This is a genomic window from Lentzea sp. NPDC004789 (assembly GCF_053601075.1).
In genome coordinates, this window is the sequence record NZ_JBSGBE010000025.1 from 91,686 (window position 1) to 110,913 (window position 19,228).

The window sequence follows — 19,228 nt, forward strand, 5'->3', positions numbered from 1 at the left end:
GAGGGCTGAATCGAGTCACATCATCAGTGGTTCCAAGGCATTCCGCATCGTGGACGCACCCGGTGGCCCCGAGGGCCACCAGGCCTGTCCTGCGGCACATCCGATCATGGGCCCGGCCACCGCCGAACCGGGAAAGCGGCACGCTCGCACGTGCCGGACCTCACACTCCGGGCAAGGTCCAACCGGGAGGGCCGTCCCCCGTAACGGGACGGATGGGCCCGGTCGTCTCACTGTCCGACACGCCGACCGGAACGATCGGGCCGGTCTTCTCCTCCGGCGCCTCCGGACCCGCCGCGGACGGCTGTTCCGGAAGTAAGTAGGAGTCCGCCGGCCGCGCGAACTCCGGCGGCTCGCCTGCCCGAAAGAGGGAATCAGCTCCAGGTTCTGATCCGGGGTTGAAGAGCGAGTCCGTGCTTTCCGGGGCTTCGGCGTTCTGGTCCCGCGGGCCGGACCACTCCGGGGCGGCCAGGTCGGCGGCCTCGAACTGCTGCTCGTCCGAGCGGCGCCCGGTCTCGTAGGCGACGAGCGCTTCCGCGAGCAGGTCAGCGAGGCTCAGATCGCTCGGCTTGCGCCTGCTGCTCGGACGACCTGCCCGTGCGCCGGACTCGTCCTTGGTCTCGGCGGGTTGGTGCTCGGCTGCCTCGGTGGCACCGAGCTGGGCCGAGCCGTGGGGTGGGGTCTGCTCGGACTCCGCGGCGAAGAAGTCGTACTGCGGCGTCGAACCGGGCTGGGCCGGAACCGCCGAGTCCGGTTCGGCGGATGCTGCAGCGCCGAAGCCGGCACCGGCGGACATGTCCTCGCTGGAGCCGGCGTCCGCGCCTGAGTCGGAGAACATGTCCGAACCGAATTCGACGACGCCGCCGGAGTCGGACGGCCTGCCCGAGCCGAAGCCTCCACCCGCGCTGGAGTCCGCGGGTGCAGCGGCAGCGGTGGTCGTCGCCGGGCCCAGTCCGGTGTCCGCGGCCGGGTCCGCCGGCTGTGACGAGGTGCCCAGGCCTGACGGTTCGGCGTAGTCGGGCCGGGTGGCCGGGTCGGTCGTCGGGCCGGTCGACATCCTCACGATCGGGTCGACGTCGAAGTCCGGCCCGATCTCGAAGTTGGCCCATCCCGCCGGATCCGGCCGGTTTTCCTCGTCGGCCGGGCTGGTGGCGGGCCGGCCGTATCCGGTGTCGCTCGCCGGATCGACTGGCGCCGACGGGTCGGGCTGGGTGCCGAAACCCGTCTGGATGCCGAAGTTCGGTTGCGTGCCGAAAGTCGGCTGAGTCCCGAAGCTCATCTGAGCGCCGAAGGTCGGTTGCGTGCCGAAGCTCGCCTGGGTGCCGAACCCCTGCTGCGTTCCCGGACCGGCTGGGCCGCCGAAGCCTGGCTGGTCCTGGGACGGGGTCACGCGGACCGGGGTGGTCGGGACGTTCGAGGTGTCGTCCTCCGGTTCCACGTCCGCACGGCTCAGGAACGTGCTCGACAGCAGGTCCGGCTCTGGCGGCTGCGGGATCTCGTGAGGGGTGGGCACTGACGGGATCGGGTCCGGGACGGGCGGGAACGGCCGCTGCTCCGGGTCCGGTTCGGAGTTCGGGTCCGGGTGCTCCGCCGGGGTGGGGGGCGTTGGGATCGACGCCGTCGACCACCGGGAGGCGTTGAAGTCGACGCTGCTGTAGTCGCCGTCCGGGAGCTTGCGCTCGTCGGGGTCGGCGGGGGCCGCCGGGAAGCCCGCAGCCGGGGTGTACAGCGGGTAGGCCGGGGCCGGGTCGTCCAGGTGCGGGCCGAAGTCCGGGGCCGCCGGGGCGCGGTTGAACGCCGCGGACAGGCCTGGGCGGGCCGCGCGGTCGCCGGTGTTCGGGTCGGCGAAGTAGTTCGGGGCGTCCTGGTCTGCGCCGCCGTAGTAGCTCTGGGACGCCGTGGACTGCGAAGTGTCGTCCTGGCGCAGGCGGGACGGCGGCTCCACCCGCCACGACGAGGAGTCCGCGGGACCTTCGGCGTCCGGCGCTCGGCGGCGGCCGCCCGCGCGCAGGCCCTGGGCCTTGAGCATGTCCAGCACGCTCTCCGGCTGGGATCTCGACGCCTCTTCGCGGGCGGACCCTTCACCGGCGGACGCACGGGCTGCGGACTCGCGCTCGGCGGCTTCACGTTCAGCGGCCTGGCGCGCGGCTTCCTCGCGCGCGGCCTCTTCTCGGGCGGCAGCCTCACGGGCGGCGGCCTGGCGGGCAGCCTCCTCACGGGCGAAAGCTTGGCGGGCGGCCTCCTCGCGGGCCGCCGCTTCCCGGCGCGCTGCTTCTTCTCGGGCAGCGGCTTGGCGGGCGGCCTCGGCGGCGTCGCGTTCTGCCTGGGCGCGTTGTTCTGCGCGGGCCTGACGTTCCGCCTCGATCTGGCGGCGGGCCTCGCGCTGCAGCTCCATGAGCTGCTGTTCGACCTTGCGCTTGCGTTCCTGGTCCGGGGTGAGCTGCGGCTCGGGGGCGGCCGATGATTCGGCGACGGTGGTGGGCTGGTCCTCGTCGATCTCGCCCGCGGCCACTCGGGCCGCGCGGCGGCGGCCGCTGACCATGGCGCCTGCGGAGGCGATCAGGCCGGAGGCCGGGACGGTGCGGTCGGAAGACGGCTGGGGTGCGGGTGGGGGTTCCAAGGGCTCCGGGGTTTTGTCGTCGGGCTCGCCGAACGGCTGGACCATGCGCCAGCGATCGGCGGCATGTTGGCGTGCCGCGGACAGTCCCTCCACGGTCATGTCTTCGGCAGCTCGGCGCACGCGCTTGACCTTCAGGCCGTCGCCCTTGCGGACCTGGACCGGGCGCCACTGGCGCAGTTGTTGCTTCAGGGCGGCGGACAGGACGCCGTCGGTCACCACCTGCATGCCCTCGACGGGGCGGAGCAGGCTCGCCAGCTGCTGGTGCAGATCGGCGGGCTGGCGGTGGACGCCGGAGAACTCGGCGGCGAGGCGGGCGCGCACCGCGTAGACGGCGCGGGCCCTGCGGCGTTCGGCGGCGTGGGCGGAGCGCAGGTTCGTCAGTGCGTCGGCCAGCTCGCCGGACACCTCGTGCACGTGCGCGAGCGCGAGCAGGCTTTCCGCGAGAAGGGTGTCGAGCTGATGGCGTTCGGCGCTGGCCGCGGCGTCGCGCAGCATTTCGCGGGCGAGCGCGACGCGGCCTGCGGGGAGGTGCACGCGCGTCGCGAGAGCGAGACGCAGCCAGCCCGAGGTGGAGGCGGACGGAGCGCGCACCGGGCGGTCGAGCAGCGGGGTGCCGACCTCGCTCGCGTCGAGGAGGCGGTTGGCGTCCATGAGCGACAGCACCAGCTCCAGCGTGAGCCGGCCGACGCCCTGGCCGCTGTCCGCCGACGGGTCGGCGAACCTGCCGAGCAGGTCGAGACCTTCCCTGGCGGCACCGATGGCGGCCGCGATGTCGCCCCAGCGACGGTGCTGGGCTGCCTGCACCGCGCGGATCAGGCCGCGCAGCAGCAGGCGGGTGTCCTCGTCGAGCGTCGTGTCGGCGACGTAGAGCTGGTCCGCCTCGGCGAGCGCCCTGGTGGGCTCGTCGCCGCGGCCGACCGTGACCAGGCATTCGCTGGCCTGCACCAGAGCGGAAGCCCGCAGCTCCGCGGGCACGTCCGACGCTTCCAGCACGGGCGTCACCGCGGCGAAGCCCGTCAGCGGTGCGCCTACAGACCGCGCGCACGCCGCGAGTTCCACCCGCAGCAGCCACGCGGTCTCGTGCTCACCGGCGGCCTCGGCCGCCTTCAGCGCGTCGATCGCCCGGTCGGCGATGCGGACGCCGCGGCCCACGCGGTTGCCCGCGAAGACCACCAACGACTCGGCGCGGAGCCGGTCGGCCTCGTCGTGCCGGGCGGAGGCGAGCGCAAGTGCGCGCTCACCCAGCACCAGAGCGAGCTCCGGTGCCCGCCAACGCAGCCGCCAGGCGGGCACGACCAGCGTGCTCACCTCGACGTCCGCCTGCGTCTCGCCCCTCGCCGCCACGACGTCGCCGTTGCCCTCTCAGTCCCGTGTCAGCTTGCGATACGTGACACGGTGCGGACGGGCCGCTTCGGCACCCAGACGCTCGATCTTGTTCTTTTCGTAACCTTCGAAGTTGCCCTCGAACCAGTACCACTGCGACGGGTTCTCGTCCGTGCCCTCCCACGCGAGGATGTGCGTGGCGACGCGGTCGAGGAACCACCGGTCGTGGGAGATCACGACGGCACAGCCGGGGAACTGCTCAAGAGCGTTCTCCAGCGAGCCCAGGGTCTCGACGTCGAGGTCGTTCGTCGGCTCGTCCAGCAGGATCAGGTTTCCGCCCTGCTTGAGCGTGAGCGCGAGGTTCAGGCGGTTGCGCTCACCACCGGACAGCACGCCCGCGGGCTTCTGCTGGTCCGGGCCCTTGAAGCCGAACGCGCTGACGTACGCGCGCGACGGCATCTCGACGTTGCCGACGTGGATGTAGTCGAGTCCGCCGGACACGACCTCCCACACGTTCTTCTTCGGGTCGATGCCGCCGCGGTTCTGGTCGACGTACGACAGCAGCACCGTCTCGCCGACCTTCACGGTGCCGGCGTCGGGCTGCTCGAGGCCCACGATGGTCTTGAACAGGGTCGTCTTACCGACACCGTTCGGGCCGATGACACCCACGATGCCGTTGCGCGGCAAGGTGAACGACAGGCCGTCGATCAGCACCCGCTCGCCGAAGCCCTTCTTCAGCTTGTCGACCTCGACCACGACGTTGCCCAGACGCGGGCCCGGCGGGATCTGGATCTCCTCGAAGTCGAGCTTGCGGGTCTTCTCCGCCTCGGCCGCCATCTCCTCGTAGCGGTCGAGACGCGCCTTGGACTTGGCCTGGCGGGCCTTGGCGCCGGAGCGCACCCACTCCAGCTCGTCCTTGAGGCGCTTCTGCAGCTTCTGGTCCTTCTTGCCCTGCACCGCGAGGCGCTCGGCCTTCTTCTCCAGGTAGGTGGAGTAGTTGCCCTCGTAGGGGTGGGCCTTGCCGCGGTCGAGCTCGAGGATCCACTCGGCCAGGTTGTCGAGGAAGTACCGGTCGTGGGTCACGGCGAGCACGGCGCCGGGGTACTGCGCGAGGTGCTGCTCCAGCCACAGGACGCTCTCCGCGTCCAGGTGGTTGGTGGGCTCGTCGAGCAGCAGCAGGTCGGGCTTGCTCAGCAGCAGCTTGCACAGCGCGACACGGCGGCGCTCACCACCGGAGAGCTTGGTGACGTCGGCGTCCGGCGGCGGGCAGCGCAGCGCGTCCATCGCCTGCTCCAGCTGGGAGTCGAGGTCCCACGCGTTGGCGTGGTCGAGCTCCTCCTGGAGCTTGCCCATCTCCTCCATCAGCTCGTCGGAGTAGTCGGTCGCCATCAGCTCGGCGATCTCGTTGAAGCGGTCGAGCTTCACCTTGATCTCGCCCAGGCCCTCCTGGACGTTGCCGAGGACGGTCTTCTCCTCGTTGAGCGGCGGTTCCTGCTGGAGGATGCCCACGGTGTAACCGGGGGACAGGTAGGCCTCACCGTTGCCAGGTGTGTCCAGCCCCGCCATGATCTTGAGCACGCTCGACTTGCCGGCGCCGTTGGGACCGACCACACCGATCTTCGCGCCGGGGTAGAACATGATCGTGACGTCATCGAGGATGACCTTGTCACCGTGCGCCTTGCGCACCTTTTTCATGGTGTAGATGAACTCGGCCATGGCGGCGATCGTAGAGCGGTGCTCAGAGGCTCCTGACCTCGGTCGCCGACAAGCGCGCGTTCACCCCCGGAACGAGCGTCACGCGGCTCGGTGACCAGCCCGTTCCATTCGAACGTGAACGACCCTCGGCGATCGGTCCTCAGCGGCCCCGACCTACGAGCTTCCCTCCTTCGTGGATCGCAGTGCGTACATCTTCACCGGCCGCGCTGCCGGATCGGGTGGGTTCGGGAACTCCCGGTGTTCGTTTGCCCCGAACGGCGCAGGAACGAACTAGAACGGGACGGCTTCCTCGGCGAGATCTTCCCCGACCCGCGGTTCAACGACCGGAGCCGAGCCCAGTGACTGCACCCGGCTCAGATCCAGCCCGACGTGCAGCGCGTCGAGGCTGACCGATGATCGTTTGACGTTGTCCTGCTCGTAATAACGCATGCGCAGCTTGCCCTGGACGATCACGGGATCACCCTTGGACAGCGTGGTCTTCACGCTGTCGGCGAGCTTGCGCCAGCACGAGACGCCGAGCCACACCGACTCGCCGTCCTCCCAGTCGCCCATCGACGTGTTGTAGCGGCGCTCGGTCGACACGACGCGGAAGTACGCGTTCGACTTGCCGTCCTCGCCGTGCTTGTACGTGACGTCGCTCGTGACAGTGCCAACAACGGTGATCACGGTGGAATTCCAGGACATCGGTTCGCCTCCAGGGGTGCGGGGTGCCGGTCCAGGTTGCTCCGGGGAGCGGGTCGGGCGGGCGGGGTGGACGGGGATCTGTGGATTACTCGCGGGTTGTGGACAGGTCGCGATCTTGAGGCGCCTCGAACCGCGAAATTGTCGGGCCTGTGTGCTAGGGCGGCGCTCGAACCAGACGAATGAGTGAGCGCCCACTCATTGACATGAGTGAGGACTCACTCATACAGTGGCGGACGTGTCAGAGGAACCACGCCGCCGCCGCGCCCCCGCGATGAGCCCGGAGGATCGCCGTGAAGCGATCGTCCAGGCCACGCTGCCGCTCGTCGTGAAGGCCGGCGCGAACGTCACCACCAGCCAGATCGCCACCGCGGCCGGCATCGCGGAAGGCACGGTGTTCCGCGTCTTCAAGGACAAGGCCGAGCTGCTCGACGCGGTGATCCAGCGCGCACTGCTCTCCGACGACGAAGTCGCCGCCATCAGCGCGATCCCGGCAGATCTGCCGTTGGAGGAACGTCTGGTGGCGGCGGTCGAGTCGGTGCTCGGCTACCTCGACCGCATGTGGGGCGTCATGGGCGCCCTGCGGGAGTCCGGCTGGCAGCCCAGCCAGGACGACCACGAGAAGCACAAGGGCCCGCCCGTCGGCATGCAGCGGATCTCCAACGCCGTCGCGGGGATCTTCGGGGACGCCGAGATGCGCACGACCGCCGAGCACGCCGCCCGTCTGCTGCTCGGTTTCGTCTTCACCAACCGCCTGCAGGGCAGGGGTTTCGGCGACACGACCGTCGAAGCGCCGCAGCTCGTCGAGCTGTTCCTGCACGGCGCACTCAAATCAGGGGGAGCAGATGTCTGAGCTCATGATCGAAGCCACCGAGGTGAGCAAGAGGTTCGGTGACGTGCACGCCCTCGACGGCGTCAGCGTCACCGCGAAGAAGGGCTCCGTGCTCGGTCTGCTGGGCCACAACGGCGCCGGCAAGACCACGCTCGTCAACATCCTCACCACGATGCTGCCGCCCTCCGGCGGCAGCGCGCGGGTCGCCGGGTTCGACGTCGTGAAGCAGAGCCACGAGGTCCGCAGCCGAATCGGCCTGACCGGCCAGTTCGCCGCCGTGGACGAGCAGCTCAGCGGCCACGACAACCTCGTGCTGATCGCCCGCCTGCTCGGCGCCAGCCGCAAGCAGGCCCACCAGCGCGCGGACGACCTGCTGGAGCAGTTCGACCTCACCGACGCCGCCAAGCGCAACGCCAGGACCTACTCCGGCGGCATGCGGCGCCGGCTCGACCTCGCCGCCAGCCTGGTCGGCAGCCCGGAGGTGCTGTTCCTGGACGAGCCGACCACCGGCCTCGACCCGGCCAGCCGCCTGGCGATGTGGGAGATCGTCGAGAAGCTCGTCGCGGACGGCACCACCGTGCTGCTCACGACGCAGTACCTGGACGAGGCCGACCGGCTCGCCGACACGATCACCGTGCTGTCCCACGGCAAGGTCGTCGCGTCCGGCACCTCGGCCGAGCTCAAGGCGCAGGTCGGCCAGCGCACGGTGACCGTCACGCTCGACTCGGCGTCCGATGTGGACACGGCGCTGAAGGCCATCAACGCGGTGGGACTCCACCCCGTCGCCGAGGGCCTCACGCTCACCACGCCCGTGAGCGCGTCACGCGACCTCGCGACCGTCGTGCGCGCGTTGGACGACAACGGCTTGGAGGCGCACGAAATCGGCCTCGCCGAGCCCACCTTGGACGACGTCTACCTCACTCTCGCCGCGAACTAGGGGGAACCATGGCGACCTTGACCTGGCACGGCAGCAGCTACCCGACACAGGTGCTCGTGCTGACCGGCCGTTCACTCAGAGCGTTGTTGCGCACGCCCGCACTCGTCTTCTTCAGCGTGCTGCAGCCGCTGATCATGCTGACGCTGTTCAGCCAGATCTTCAGCAGCATCACGTCGACGGCGAACTTCCCGCCGGGCATGACCTACATCAACTTCCTGCTGCCCGCGATCCTCGTGAACACCGCGATGCAGTCCTCTCTCGCGTCCGGCATCGGACTGGTGCAGGACATGTCGAACGGTGTGCTCGCACGGTTCCGTTCACTGCCCATCCGCCCGAGCACGGTTCTGCTGGCGCGCAACCTCTCCGACGCCGTGCGGACCGCGTTCCAGCTCCTGCTGATGATCACGTTCGGCGTGCTGGTGTTCGGGTTCCGGCCCGACGGCGGCATGCTCGGCACCCTCGCCGCGCTCGGCCTCGCACTGGTCGTCGGATGGGCGCTGAGCTGGGTGTTCATCGCGATCGCCGCCTGGGTGCGCAAGGCGGAGCTGATGCAGACCGTCGGCTTCCTGGCGATGTTCCCGCTGATGTTCGCGTCCAGCGCGTTCGTGCCGGTGGGCGGCCTGCCCGGCTGGCTGCAGGCGGTCGCGAAGGTCAACCCGCTGACCTACGCGGTCGACGCCGCCCGCAGCCTGGCGCTCGCCCACCCGGTCACCGGTGTGGTCGGCGCGCTGGTCACGAGCGGCGCGATCGCGGCCGTCGGCGCGTTCATGGCGATCCGCGGGTTCCGCCGGCCGCTGTCGATCTAGTCCTTTCCGGCCATCTTCCGGAGCATCGCGTTGTAGGCCTCGAGGTCGGCGTCGCCATCGGCGTCGGCCTTGCGGTCCAACCGCTTCGCCTCACGGGTGTCCTGCCGCGCCCACTGCGCGAGCAGGGCCACCATCACCACCAGCAACGGAAGCTCCCCCGCCGCCCACGCGATGCCGCCGCCGAGTCGCTGGTCCTCCAACAGGTTCTGCACCCACGGCAACGCGAGCCCGCGGTAGAACTGCTCGCCGATGACGGTCTGCGAACTCATCAGCACGACGCCGAAGAACGCGTGGAACGGGATCGACGCGAACAAGAGCCCCAACCGGCCGAGCGGCGGCAGCTTGTTCGGTGCGGGGTCCACACCGATCACGGGCCAGTAGAAGACGTACCCGGCAAGGATGAAGTGGGCGTTCATCGCGAGATGCGCCCAGTGGAACGGCAACGCGGCTTCGAACAGCCCCGAGAAGTACAGGGCGTAGAACGAACCGACGAACAACGCCAGCGCCACAAAGGGGTTCGTCAGCACACGCGCGACCGGTGAGTGCACGAACGCCAGCACCCACTCTCGTGGCCCCGGCACCTCTTTGTTGACCGGCAACGCGCGCAACGCCAGCGTGACCGGTCCACCAAGGACGAACAGGATCGGCGTCAGCATGGACAGCACCATGTGCGCTTCCATGTGGACGCTGAACATCGCCGGCGAGTACCGGCCCATGCCCGACGACGTCGCGAAGAGCAGCGCGAAACAGCCGCACAGCCACGCGACGGTCCGGCCGACCGGCCAGGTGTCACCGCGCTTGACGAGCCTGCGCACACCGAGCACGTAGAACAGGGCGAGCGCCAGTGCGGCCGTGCCGTAGATCAGGTCGAACCGCCAGTCGAACAGGATGCGCGCCAGCGTCGGAGGCCCGTCGAGGTCGTAGCCGATGGCGATCTCCGTGCGGCTGGGCAGTTCGAGGGTGCCGCTCGGCGGAGGCGTGCGAGCCAGCGCCACCGCGAGCCCGATGGTGAACATCATCAGCAGGACTTCGAGGCCGGCGAGCTTGAGCAACGCCTGCGGCCTGCCGTCGGCGACGCCCTTCACGCCGCGTTCGCGCTGGAAGTAGCCGAACACGCCGAGCAGCAGCAGACAGGCCACCTTGCCGAGCGTCAGCCAGCCGTACGTCGAGGTGACGAGGTCGACCGGGGTGACGCGCACAAGCGCGTTCACCACACCCGAGACCGCCATGACGATCCAGCAGACCAGCGCCAACCTGGAGAACCGCGCGGCGGCGAGGGGCAGATGAGCACCGCCACGCCGGCCGTGCGCGAGCAACGCGATGAGGCCACCGACCCACAACACGGCGGCGATGAGGTGGAACAAGAGACTGTTCGTCGCCATGTCGTGCGAGCCGCCAGACGACGAGTGGCCGGTGACGGCGACCGGCACCAGCGCGAAAACCGCCAGGAACAGCAGGACCGTCGTCCAGCCCCACGTCAGCACCAGACGACAGCCCAGCGCGATCAGGGCCACGATGATCGCCGTCAGCAGCCACGCCTTCGACTGCTCCAGCAGCATCGTCGTCGCGATCATCTGGCTGAAGGTGAACGAGTTGACCGGCCGGTCGATCGCGGACGCCGTGGTGAACGGTACGGACAGCACGGCGCCAAGAAGCCACACGAGCGCGAACCACCCGGCAGTGCGCATCGCCGCGTAACCGTCGGCTGCGAGAGTGCCGGACTTCTGCGGTGGCACGAGGAACGCCGCCAGCAGCAACGAGCCGATGGTCACCACCGCGCCGGTCTCGGTCAGCACGCGCACGACCAGCAGCCCAGCCGGAGGATTGCCCGAGAGCGCGCTCAGCCCGACGGCGGCGAGTGCCGCCACCGCGAAGCCGATGACGACGAGGGGCACCAGTCCCGTTCTGGTGGAGCGTTCAATTGCCACGTCCAGGAGCCTACGACCCCCGGTGAACGCGCCGTGTGAGACGTTCGCGCCTCGCCATCCAGGACGCCGGGATGATCAGCGCGGTGACCAGCGCCACGAACCCGAGGGACACCACGAGAGAGCTCACGTGCGCCAGCCCGCCCACGATCGGCGGACCCGCGAGGAACCCCGTGTAGGCGATCGTCGTCACAAGGCCCAGCTCGCGCTCGCCACCGCTGCCGTCCGCACGTTTGCCGGTCTCGCTCGCGAGGTCCATGACCACGGGGAACGAGAACGCGAGCCCCAGCCCGGCCAGCCCGAACCCGAGGTAGCCGAACGCCGGCAACGGCACCACGACCGCGAGCGTCAGACCCGTTGCCGCGAGCCCACCACCCGCGGCGAGGAGGCGGTGCGGGCCGAGCGTGCGTTGAATCGGTTCCCCGAACCAGCGTGCCAGTGCCATCGCGACGGAGAAGCCCGCATAGGCGTATGCACCCGCCGCGTCACCCATGCCGCGCTCACGAACCATGAACAACGCCGACCAGTCCGCCGCCGCCCCTTCCGCAATGGCACTGCACAGTGCGACGCTCGCCAACAGCCAGAGGACCGGGCTCTTCAGCACATTGGTGCGTTCGGTGACCTCTTCCCTATGGCGCTCCCCTACTCCTCCGGGGACGTCCTTCGCGATGAATGCGGTGACGACGACACCAGCCAGTGCCGCCGTGAGGAAGTGGTGCATGGGCGTCCAGTGCGCCTGAGCGGCGGCAGCGCTGCCCAACGACCCGAAGAGGCCGCCGAAGCTGAAGCCGGCGTGGAACTGCGGCATCAACGGCCGTTGCAGATCGCGGACGACGACGACCGCGGCCATGTTCATCGACACGTCCATCGCGGCGACGCTCGCGCCCAGTGCGATGAGGATCAGCCCGAGCTGCACCGGTGACCGCGATAACGCGAGCACGGGCAAAAGGAGCGGACTGAGGAGGCTGCTCGCTATCAGCACCTTGCGCGACCCGTGAACAGCGCAGATCCGTGCTGCCAAGGGTGCCGTGAGGGCCAGGCCGACGCTGGCTCCGAGCAGTGCCAGGCCGAGACTGCCGGGTTCGGCGCCGACCTGCTCGGCGAGCGCGGGCACGCGAGCGGCCCAGGTGCCGAAGACGGCGCCGTTCAACAGGAAGACGACGAACGTGGCCAGCCGTGGGGACATGCATCCCAGCATGACTGAAGCGCTTCAGTAACGCCAGCGGTTTGGGTCCGATCTCTCGCCTACGATGCTGTTCGTGGACTCCGATCGCCGACGCAGGCCGACGCTGGACACCGTCGCCGCCGCGGTCGGGGTTTCCAGGGCCACGGTGTCGAACGCGTACAACCGACCAGACCAGCTGTCGTCGTCGTTGCGCGAACGCATCCTCGAGACGGCGCGCTCTCTGGGCTATGCGGGCCCAGACCCCGTTGCCCGCTCACTGGCCACACGCTCGTCAGCGGCCGTGGGCTTCATGCTGCCGCAGGGCCTGTCCGGCGCGTTCTCCGATCCGGCGCTGTCGATCGTGCTCGACGGCCTGGCCTCGACCGTGGACGGCCACGACCACAGCCTGGTCCTGATGCCCGGCGACGCCACCGGCGGTCCGCGCCCCTCGATCGTGGCACGCGCGCAAGCGGACGTGATGGTGGCCTACTCGCTGCCGGACTCCGCCCCGGCCCTGGACGCGGTCGCCGCCCGCGGACTGCCCCTGGTGGTGATCGACCAGCCGGTGCTGCCGGACTCGGCACGAGTGGAGGTGCAGGACCACCTCGGCGCGTCACAGGCCGCGTCACACCTGCTGAGCCTGGGCCACACCCGTTTCGGCGTGCTGATGTTCGCGCTGCGCCCGGACGGAGCATCCGGACCGGTTTCGCCTGAGCGCCGTTCGGACGTGCCGTTCCGCGTGAGCCGCGACCGGCTGGGCGGCTACCTCGACACTTTGGAAAAAGCCGGGGTGAAACCGGACAATGTTCCGGTGTGGGAGACCCGCGGCAGTGATCGCGAACTCGGACGTCTCGGCGCGCGGTGGCTCCTCACCCGCACGCCGCGCCCGAGCGCACTGCTGTGCGCGTCGGACCAACTGGCCTTCGGCTGCCTGCAGGCGGCCCGCGATCTGGGCCTGACCGTCCCCGGCGACATATCCGTCGTCGGCTTCGACGACGTCCCCGAAGCGGCCTACAGCGACCCGCCGTTGACTACTGTGCGTCAACCCCTGGCCGACAAGGGCCGCCGCGCGGGCGAACTGGCCCTGAAATTACTGGCCGGAGGCAGACCGCCCCGGCCCACCAGACTCGACGTCTCGCTCGTTCAGAGAGCCTCCACGGCCCCGCCGAAGTGATAAGCGTCACGTTTAGGGCGTTTTCGTCACCCGTTCGGACGTAGGGCGGAAACGGACGATCGACTCCGGACGATGTGTCCGGTGGGGGCTCCGGCGACCACACATCGTGGCTGCCTGGTCTCCTCAAGCCTCCGTAGCTCAGTGGAGAGAGCGAGGGACTTCTAATCCCGAGGTCGCAGGTTCGAATCCTGCCGGGGGCGCTCGAAGCAGGTCCCGCTGTGGAGATCATCCGCAGCGGGACCTTTCTGTTCCGAGGATCACGGGCGTGAACCCTGGCCGGCGTCGCAGCCGGTGCGGCGCGACTGCGTCACCTCCAGGCAGCACCGCACGAAGTCGGCCACCGCGTCACCGGCGTCCGGCGACCAGGCGACGCCCACCTCGCTCGGCCTCACGCCGGTCACCGGCACGTAGACGACGCCCGGCCGCCTGTACAGGCGCGAGGCGGAGGCCGGGACGAGTGCGATGCCGCGACCGTTGGCGATCGCGCTGAGGAACTCGTCGGGGCGTTCGGTGACGGCACCGACGTGCAGCTCGCGACCGTCCCTTTCGGACGGTGTCGGCCAGTGGTCGCACCACGTTCCCTTGAGCGACGGGGTTACGACGATCGGATCGTCCCACAGCTCCGGGAAGGCTATGCGGTCGCGTTCGGCCAGCGGGTGCGTGGACGGCAAGGCCGCGCAACGCGGTTCGTCGAACAGCGGCTGCACGCCGAAGGACTCCTCGCCCGGGAAAGGCAGGCGCAGCAAGGCGACCGGCACTTCGGCGCTCGCCAGGCCCGCGGTCGGGTCGGTCCACTGCGCCGGCCGCAGGTCGACCTGCCAGCCCGGCCGGCGTTTGCCGAACTCGGCGACGGCGGCTTGCGCGACCTCCGTGCCTGCCAGGAAACCGACGCGCAGCACGCGGGCGGCGCTTCTCGTGTCGCGCACGGCGGTGTCCCAGCCGGCGAGCACCGGTGGCACTCGTGCGGCCAGGGTGTGGCCGGCTTCGGTGAGCTTCATGCCGGTGTTGGACCTGGTGAAGAGTCGCACGCCCAGTTGCGATTCCAGATGTTTGAGCTGTTTTGTGAGCGACGGTTGTGACACGAAGAGCCGATGCGCCGCGCGTGTGAGGTTGCCTTCCTCGGCGATGGCGGCGAAGTACCGCAGCAGTCTCGTGTCCACGTCCATGTCGTCAGGTTATGGAGCCGGGTATTGGACGGGCATGAACTCCTGGATCACTCCGGAAGCGTGTAGCGGTACCGGGTTGGGGCCAGCTGGTCGTCGTCGGGACTCCAGTCGGACCACACGCGCAGCTGCCCGCCGGACAGCGCCCACTGGCCGACTCCTTCGTTCACCGCGCGGATCTGGTCCACCACAACGAGATCCGTGGGGTGGTTGCGGGCGTGGTACACCTCGTTGACGGTCAGTTCCACACCGGTCCGCCACGAGGTGCTGCCTTTCACCTCGACGTGACGTTCCGGTCCGATCCCCAGCACCCGCAGGTCGTACGGCTTGCCGAGCTCGTCGATTCGGGTCGCGCCTTGGTCGAAGTAGTGCTGCTTGGCCATGTCGACGGAGTAGCGCTCGATGGCCAGCTTCAGCGTCACGTCCTGCAGACGTCCGTGCGTCGAGGGTGCGCGGAGGTCGATGTTGGCGGGTTCGACGGCGCCGAGGTTGGCGAGGTCGGGGATCCTGCGCACCAGTTCCGCGGGGAACTTGGTCAGGTACGCCTGGGCCGCGCGCACCTCGTGTGAGCTGTAGAAGATGAACGGCAGGTACAGCGGGTCGCCGAAGCGCTCCTTGAGGTCCGCGAAGACCTCCTCCAGCAACGGCCGCAGCTCGGCGATTCGCGACCGGTCCAGCGGATGTTCGAGACGGTGAAGACCTCCGCACTGCATGCGCCAGCCACGGCCGATTGTCGGTACACCACGCGCACGGCCGCGTGTGCCGCGCGCTTGCCAGACGTAGTTGTCCTCCTCCGACAGCGGTCCGGTCACCTCGGACCAGCCGACCAGCGCCGGACGGCCGAGCAGCGTGCGGTGCCAGTGGAAGACGACGTCGCCCGGCCGCAGCTCGGTGACCAGCGAGTACGACCACTCCTCGATCCCCGCGCCGTTCCGCTGCGGCGCGTTGACATCGGTTCCCGGGTCAGGACGGTCGGTGATCTCCATCCAGTACCGCTCGGCCGGGTCGCCCGCCCACCACGCGTTGATCTTCACGACTGCATGGTGCCGTAGGTGCCGTGTTGCGCCAACGGCTTATGGCGGCGCCATGAGCGCATGACGGAGTTGGTGATCTACGAGTTCTACGGCGCCATCGCGTCCTGTTCCGCGTCACCGCCCGGGCGGATCTGAGGGGTGAAGCTCGCCACGAACGCCGCCATCTGCGGGCCGCCCGAGCGCAACGGTTCGGCCAGGCGTGGTTCTACGACTGCCTGGGCCAGGAACGCGGCCACGACGGGAGCTTCCGCGCTTGCGGAAGCCGTCGGGGCGTAAAGGCGTGTGGTCGCGATGGGCGTCAGTCCGCAGATGGTGGCCGTGGCCAGGAAGCGCACGCGGATGTGGCCGAACGTCGAGGTGCGCCGGGCTGATGCGGGCGACGCCGATCACGAGGCCGGGGAGTTCGACGCGGCGGTGACGTTGGGGGCGTTCAGCGCCATGACGGACGTGCCGGCGGCGACTGCGAATGCCGCGGAGGCGCTGAAACCGGGTGGGCGGCTGTTCGTGTTCGACGTGCGGCTGGCCAGGAAGACGCGAGGTTCCTGCGGGCGGCCTACCGCCGGATCGCGGGGTTCGACGGCGGTGGTCGTGGCCAGGAAGGTCACGGGTACGGCCACGGGTTCGGGGTGCACACCTTGCCGTCCGGTGGGATGACGGCGCCTTGGGGGGCGCCGTCGGTGATGCGGACGATCTCGTCGTTGGACACGCTGAACGTCTGCTGCATCATCACCGGGGCCGGGGCGCCCGCGGCGCCGCACGGGCGGTGGGACTGGCCGAAGGCGTGGCCCACCTCGTGGTTCACCATGTACTGCCGGTACGCGGTGAGGTCGGGCAGGTAGGCGACGGCGCCGCGGAACCAGCGGGCCGCGCTGAGGAAGACGAGGTTGCCGTTGCGGCACGAGACGTCGACCGGGATTTCGTAGCCGCAGACGGCACGTGCGGTTTGTTGTGAGGTCAGCCTGATGTGCAGCGACGCAGGGCCGTCCACGCGTTGTACGGCGCGCTCGCCCTTCGCGGTCCAGCCGTGCGGGTTTGCGAGTGTGGCGTCGACGAACGACGCGAAGGCCTGTTCGTCGACCGTGATGCCGTCTTCGACCTCGACGGCGTAAGTGCGCAACGGGCCGGTGCCGACGACCGGGCCCGAGCCGGGGACGACGTGAAAGCTGGCGGCCCCGGAGGTGGGGAACGGCGGGCCGTCGGGCAGGTCGGCGCTGGAGGTGTACACCCGCGGCGGAGGTGGCGGAGGCGGAGGGGCCACGGACGACGACGACACCACGACGGGCGACGAGGCCGCGGTCGGGGCGGCCGCCGGCTGGGACGTGGTGAGCAGCAGTGCGGTGAGTGCGGCGGACGCCAGAACCAGGTGCACCTTCATGACGGCAACGCTCGCCGGAACTGATGAAGAACCTGTTTACGTCCCGCTTGACTGTCGTGAAGGCCTGCATACTGCGGAACGTGTGTGCCCACATCCTCGTCGCCGAGGACAACGTTCACCAGGCGGAGCTCGTGCGCCGGTACCTCGAGCACGACGGGCATTCCGTGGTGGTCGTGCACGACGGGCGGGCGGCGATCGACGAGACACGGCGGCGGAATCCGGACCTGTTGGTGCTGGACGTGATGATGCCGCTGGTGGACGGCATCGACGTGATGCGGGCCATCAGGACCGAGTCGGACGTGCCGATCGTGCTGTTGACGGCGCGGTCCACGGAGGACGACGTGCTGCTCGGGTTCGACCTGGGCGCGGACGACTACATCACCAAACCGTTCCGGCCGCGGCAGATGGTGGCTCGGGTGCGGACGATCCTGCGCAGGACCGGGCGGGCGCGGGAGACGAACGCGACCGTGCTCAAGGTCGGTGACCTGGTCGTCGACCCCATCAGGCACGAGGTGCGGATCAACGACGAGCCGGTGAACCTCACACCGGCGGAGTTCCGGCTGCTGGCGCGGATGGCCGCGCAGCCGCAACGGGTGTTCACGCGCGAGCAGCTGCTGGAGGACGGGTTCATCACGGCGCGGACGGTCGACGTGCACATGATGAAGCTGCGCCGCAAGATCGAACGGGACCCGCGGCGGCCGGAACGGCTCCTCACCGTCTACGGCATCGGGTACAAGCTCGTATGAAAAGCCTGCTGGTCCGGTTCTTCCTGTTCTCCGTGGTGATCGCGGCCGGTTCGATCGCGCTCACCGCGTGGCTCGCGAGCCAGGCCACCACCGGTGCGATCCGGCAGGAGCAGGGCGAGGCGCTCGCGACCGACGCGCAGATCTACGACGAGCTGCTGAACCTCGCGGCGACGCACCGGACCTGGGCGGAGGCGAAGTCCGATGTGGATCGTTTGGCGCAGCGGTTCAACCGGCGCATCGCGCTGACGGACCGCGACAGCAACAAGCTGCTCGACACCGGCAACGCCGGCTCGCCGCCGCTTCCGGTCAACCCGAAGGTGTCCGTCGACCCGCTGAACGTCGACTCGTGGCTGAAGCCGGGTGCGGGCAAGATCGATCCGCGGGCGGTCGGACCGTTCCGGTTGACCGACGAGGAGCACCGGACGTTGCGCGGGTACGCGGACCAGCTGCTCCAGTGCAACGACAAGATCACCATCGTGGAGGCGGCCAACGGCAGGCCGCGGCTCGCGACCGACGAGCCGGGCAAGCTGTCGCTCTGGGAGAGCTGCGAGGTCGGCAACCTGCTCTACCAGCTGACGTTGACCGAGAAGACCGCGTACGCCGAGCTCTACCGGCTGTTCAGCGGGTGCGTGAGCCGGCTGCCCGAGAAGTACGCGGTCGCGCCGAGGGAGCGGGCGATCTCGCTCGACTGGGAGGTGCTGGCCGCCCAGTACCAGGACCCGCCGATCGTCGAGTGCATGGACAACGCCCGCCGGGAGCAACTCCGGCCGTGGGTGGCGCCCTACGCGTACGCGTTCATCACCGAACCGACCGGTGGCGAGCCGTTGTCGATCGACCTGTCCACGACCGGCGCGTACCGGATCACGCTGGTGGCGCTGGGAATTCTCGCGCTCGCCGGGTTCGCGTCCTGGCTCACCGCGACGCAGCTGGTGCGGCCGATCCGCGCGCTCACCGCCGCCACCAGGCGCACCGCGGAGGGTGACCGCACCGCGCGGGTGGACGGTGGCGCGGGCGAGATCGGGGAGCTGGCCAAGTCGTTCAACGCGATGTCCGAGAAGCTCGCCGACACCGAACGGCAGCGGCAGGCGATGGTCAGCGACGTCGCGCACGAGCTGCGCACGCCGTTGGGCAACATCACCGGCTGGCTGGAGGCGACCCAGGACGGGCTGGCCGAACCGGACCCGCACCTGATCGGCATGCTGCTGGAGGAATCCCTTCTGCTGCAACGACTCGTGGACGACCTGCACGACCTCGCCCAGGCCGACGCGGGCACCCTCAGGCTCCACCCCGAGCCGATCGCGCTCGACGACGTGGTGGACCAGGTCGTCAACGCGCAGCAGAACCGCGAGATCCTGTTGCGCGCCGAAACCGCGCCGGTCCACGCGACGGCGGACCCGGTGCGGCTGCGGCAGGCGCTCGGCAACCTCGTCGCCAACGCCGTGCGCTACACCCCGCCCGGCGGAGAGGTCGTCGTGAGGCTGTACGAGGACCGGGACAACGCGGTCCTCGAAGTGCGCGACACCGGCACCGGCATCGCACCGGAGGACCTGCCGCACGTGTTCGACCGGTTCTGGCGCGCGGACAAGTCCCGCAGCCGCACCACCGGCGGCAGCGGCCTCGGTCTCGCGATCACCCGCCACCTGGTCGAGGCGCACGGCGGCACGGTGTCGGTGACCAGCACGCTGAACGAGGGTTCGACGTTCCGGATCACCCTGCCGTTGTGACGCACGACAC

At 69.7% G+C, this 19,228-nt stretch carries 16 protein-coding genes and 1 tRNA gene; 8 read left to right on the top strand and 9 right to left on the bottom strand.

Features of this window, described 5'->3' with window-relative positions; translation table 11 throughout:
* Nucleotides 1-160: 160 nt before the first annotated feature.
* From ACWEIJ_RS39495 to ssb, 3 genes are all read right to left on the bottom strand, one after another.
* On the bottom strand, nucleotides 161-3,961 hold the full coding sequence (locus ACWEIJ_RS39495; RefSeq protein ID WP_449842396.1) for a hypothetical protein: 3,801 nt from the start codon (nucleotides 3,959-3,961) through the stop codon (nucleotides 161-163).
* 18 nt (nucleotides 3,962-3,979) lie between these two features.
* Nucleotides 3,980-5,656, bottom strand: coding sequence for an energy-dependent translational throttle protein EttA (ettA, locus tag ACWEIJ_RS39500; protein ID WP_449842397.1), 1,677 nt, complete (start codon nucleotides 5,654-5,656; stop codon nucleotides 3,980-3,982).
* A gap of 270 nt (nucleotides 5,657-5,926) precedes the next feature.
* On the bottom strand, nucleotides 5,927-6,322 hold the full coding sequence (ssb, locus tag ACWEIJ_RS39505; RefSeq protein WP_449842398.1) for a single-stranded DNA-binding protein: 396 nt from the start codon (nucleotides 6,320-6,322) through the stop codon (nucleotides 5,927-5,929).
* Nucleotides 6,323-6,575: 253 nt separating this feature from the next.
* Here ssb and ACWEIJ_RS39510 point away from each other — a divergent pair, with 253 nt between their 5' ends.
* The 3 genes from ACWEIJ_RS39510 to ACWEIJ_RS39520 are packed head-to-tail and all read left to right on the top strand — an operon-like array spanning nucleotide 6,576 to nucleotide 8,912.
* Complete coding sequence (locus ACWEIJ_RS39510) at nucleotides 6,576-7,190, top strand: TetR/AcrR family transcriptional regulator (protein ID WP_449842399.1); 615 nt, start codon at nucleotides 6,576-6,578, stop codon at nucleotides 7,188-7,190.
* On the top strand, nucleotides 7,183-8,106 hold the full coding sequence (locus ACWEIJ_RS39515) for an ATP-binding cassette domain-containing protein (RefSeq protein WP_449842400.1): 924 nt from the start codon (nucleotides 7,183-7,185) through the stop codon (nucleotides 8,104-8,106). The genes ACWEIJ_RS39510 and ACWEIJ_RS39515 overlap by 8 nt, the downstream gene beginning before the upstream one ends.
* A gap of 8 nt (nucleotides 8,107-8,114) precedes the next feature.
* Entirely contained in the window at nucleotides 8,115-8,912 is a 798-nt protein-coding gene (locus tag ACWEIJ_RS39520; protein ID WP_449842401.1) for an ABC transporter permease, read from the top strand.
* Here the strand turns inward: ACWEIJ_RS39520 and ACWEIJ_RS39525 are convergent.
* Together ACWEIJ_RS39525 and ACWEIJ_RS39530 are read right to left on the bottom strand one after the other, a co-directional pair.
* Nucleotides 8,909-10,840, bottom strand: coding sequence for a cytochrome c oxidase assembly protein (locus ACWEIJ_RS39525; protein WP_449842402.1), 1,932 nt, complete (start codon nucleotides 10,838-10,840; stop codon nucleotides 8,909-8,911). The two genes, ACWEIJ_RS39520 and ACWEIJ_RS39525, sit on opposite strands and share 4 nt — an antisense overlap.
* A 10-nt stretch (nucleotides 10,841-10,850) precedes the next feature.
* Nucleotides 10,851-12,023 carry an MFS transporter gene (locus ACWEIJ_RS39530; protein WP_449842403.1) on the bottom strand — a complete coding sequence of 391 codons (1,173 nt, stop codon included), beginning with the start codon at nucleotides 12,021-12,023 and terminating at the stop codon, nucleotides 10,851-10,853.
* A gap of 64 nt (nucleotides 12,024-12,087) precedes the next feature.
* Here ACWEIJ_RS39530 and ACWEIJ_RS39535 point away from each other — a divergent pair, with 64 nt between their 5' ends.
* Nucleotides 12,088-13,176 carry a LacI family DNA-binding transcriptional regulator gene (locus ACWEIJ_RS39535; RefSeq protein ID WP_449842404.1) on the top strand — a complete coding sequence of 363 codons (1,089 nt, stop codon included), beginning with the start codon at nucleotides 12,088-12,090 and terminating at the stop codon, nucleotides 13,174-13,176.
* Nucleotides 13,177-13,303: 127 nt separating this feature from the next.
* Nucleotides 13,304-13,376 (top strand) — tRNA-Arg (locus ACWEIJ_RS39540).
* Nucleotides 13,377-13,433: 57 nt separating this feature from the next.
* Here the strand turns inward: ACWEIJ_RS39540 and ACWEIJ_RS39545 are convergent.
* The 3 genes from ACWEIJ_RS39545 to ACWEIJ_RS39555 all read right to left on the bottom strand — a co-directional run bounded on the left by ACWEIJ_RS39545 (nucleotide 13,434) and on the right by ACWEIJ_RS39555 (nucleotide 15,609).
* Nucleotides 13,434-14,342, bottom strand: coding sequence for a LysR family transcriptional regulator (locus tag ACWEIJ_RS39545; RefSeq protein ID WP_449842405.1), 909 nt, complete (start codon nucleotides 14,340-14,342; stop codon nucleotides 13,434-13,436).
* A 47-nt stretch (nucleotides 14,343-14,389) separates the two neighbouring features.
* Nucleotides 14,390-15,373, bottom strand: a complete 984-nt coding sequence (locus ACWEIJ_RS39550) for a DUF3883 domain-containing protein (protein WP_449842406.1) — start codon at nucleotides 15,371-15,373, stop codon at nucleotides 14,390-14,392.
* 86 nt (nucleotides 15,374-15,459) lie between these two features.
* A complete protein-coding gene (locus tag ACWEIJ_RS39555; RefSeq protein WP_449842407.1) occupies nucleotides 15,460-15,609 on the bottom strand; it encodes a hypothetical protein in 150 nt (49 codons plus the stop codon).
* Nucleotides 15,610-15,712: 103 nt separating this feature from the next.
* On the opposite strand from ACWEIJ_RS39555, the gene ACWEIJ_RS39560 reads away from it, so the two are divergent.
* The gene (locus ACWEIJ_RS39560; protein WP_449842426.1) at nucleotides 15,713-16,027 is read left to right on the top strand and encodes a methyltransferase domain-containing protein; all 315 of its coding nucleotides are present in this window, start codon (nucleotides 15,713-15,715) and stop codon (nucleotides 16,025-16,027) included.
* Here ACWEIJ_RS39560 and ACWEIJ_RS39565 read toward each other — a convergent pair.
* Entirely contained in the window at nucleotides 15,975-16,748 is a 774-nt protein-coding gene (locus ACWEIJ_RS39565) for a DUF3152 domain-containing protein (RefSeq protein ID WP_449842408.1), read from the bottom strand. The genes ACWEIJ_RS39560 and ACWEIJ_RS39565 overlap by 53 nt on opposite strands.
* An 80-nt stretch (nucleotides 16,749-16,828) precedes the next feature.
* Between ACWEIJ_RS39565 and ACWEIJ_RS39570 the strand changes: the two genes are divergently transcribed.
* Together ACWEIJ_RS39570 and ACWEIJ_RS39575 are read left to right on the top strand one after the other, a co-directional pair.
* Nucleotides 16,829-17,494 carry a response regulator gene (locus tag ACWEIJ_RS39570; RefSeq protein WP_449842409.1) on the top strand — a complete coding sequence of 222 codons (666 nt, stop codon included), beginning with the start codon at nucleotides 16,829-16,831 and terminating at the stop codon, nucleotides 17,492-17,494.
* Nucleotides 17,491-19,218 carry a sensor histidine kinase gene (locus ACWEIJ_RS39575; RefSeq protein ID WP_449842410.1) on the top strand — a complete coding sequence of 576 codons (1,728 nt, stop codon included), beginning with the start codon at nucleotides 17,491-17,493 and terminating at the stop codon, nucleotides 19,216-19,218. Before ACWEIJ_RS39570 ends, ACWEIJ_RS39575 begins: the two co-directional genes overlap by 4 nt.
* The last annotated feature ends 10 nt before the right edge of the window (nucleotides 19,219-19,228 follow it).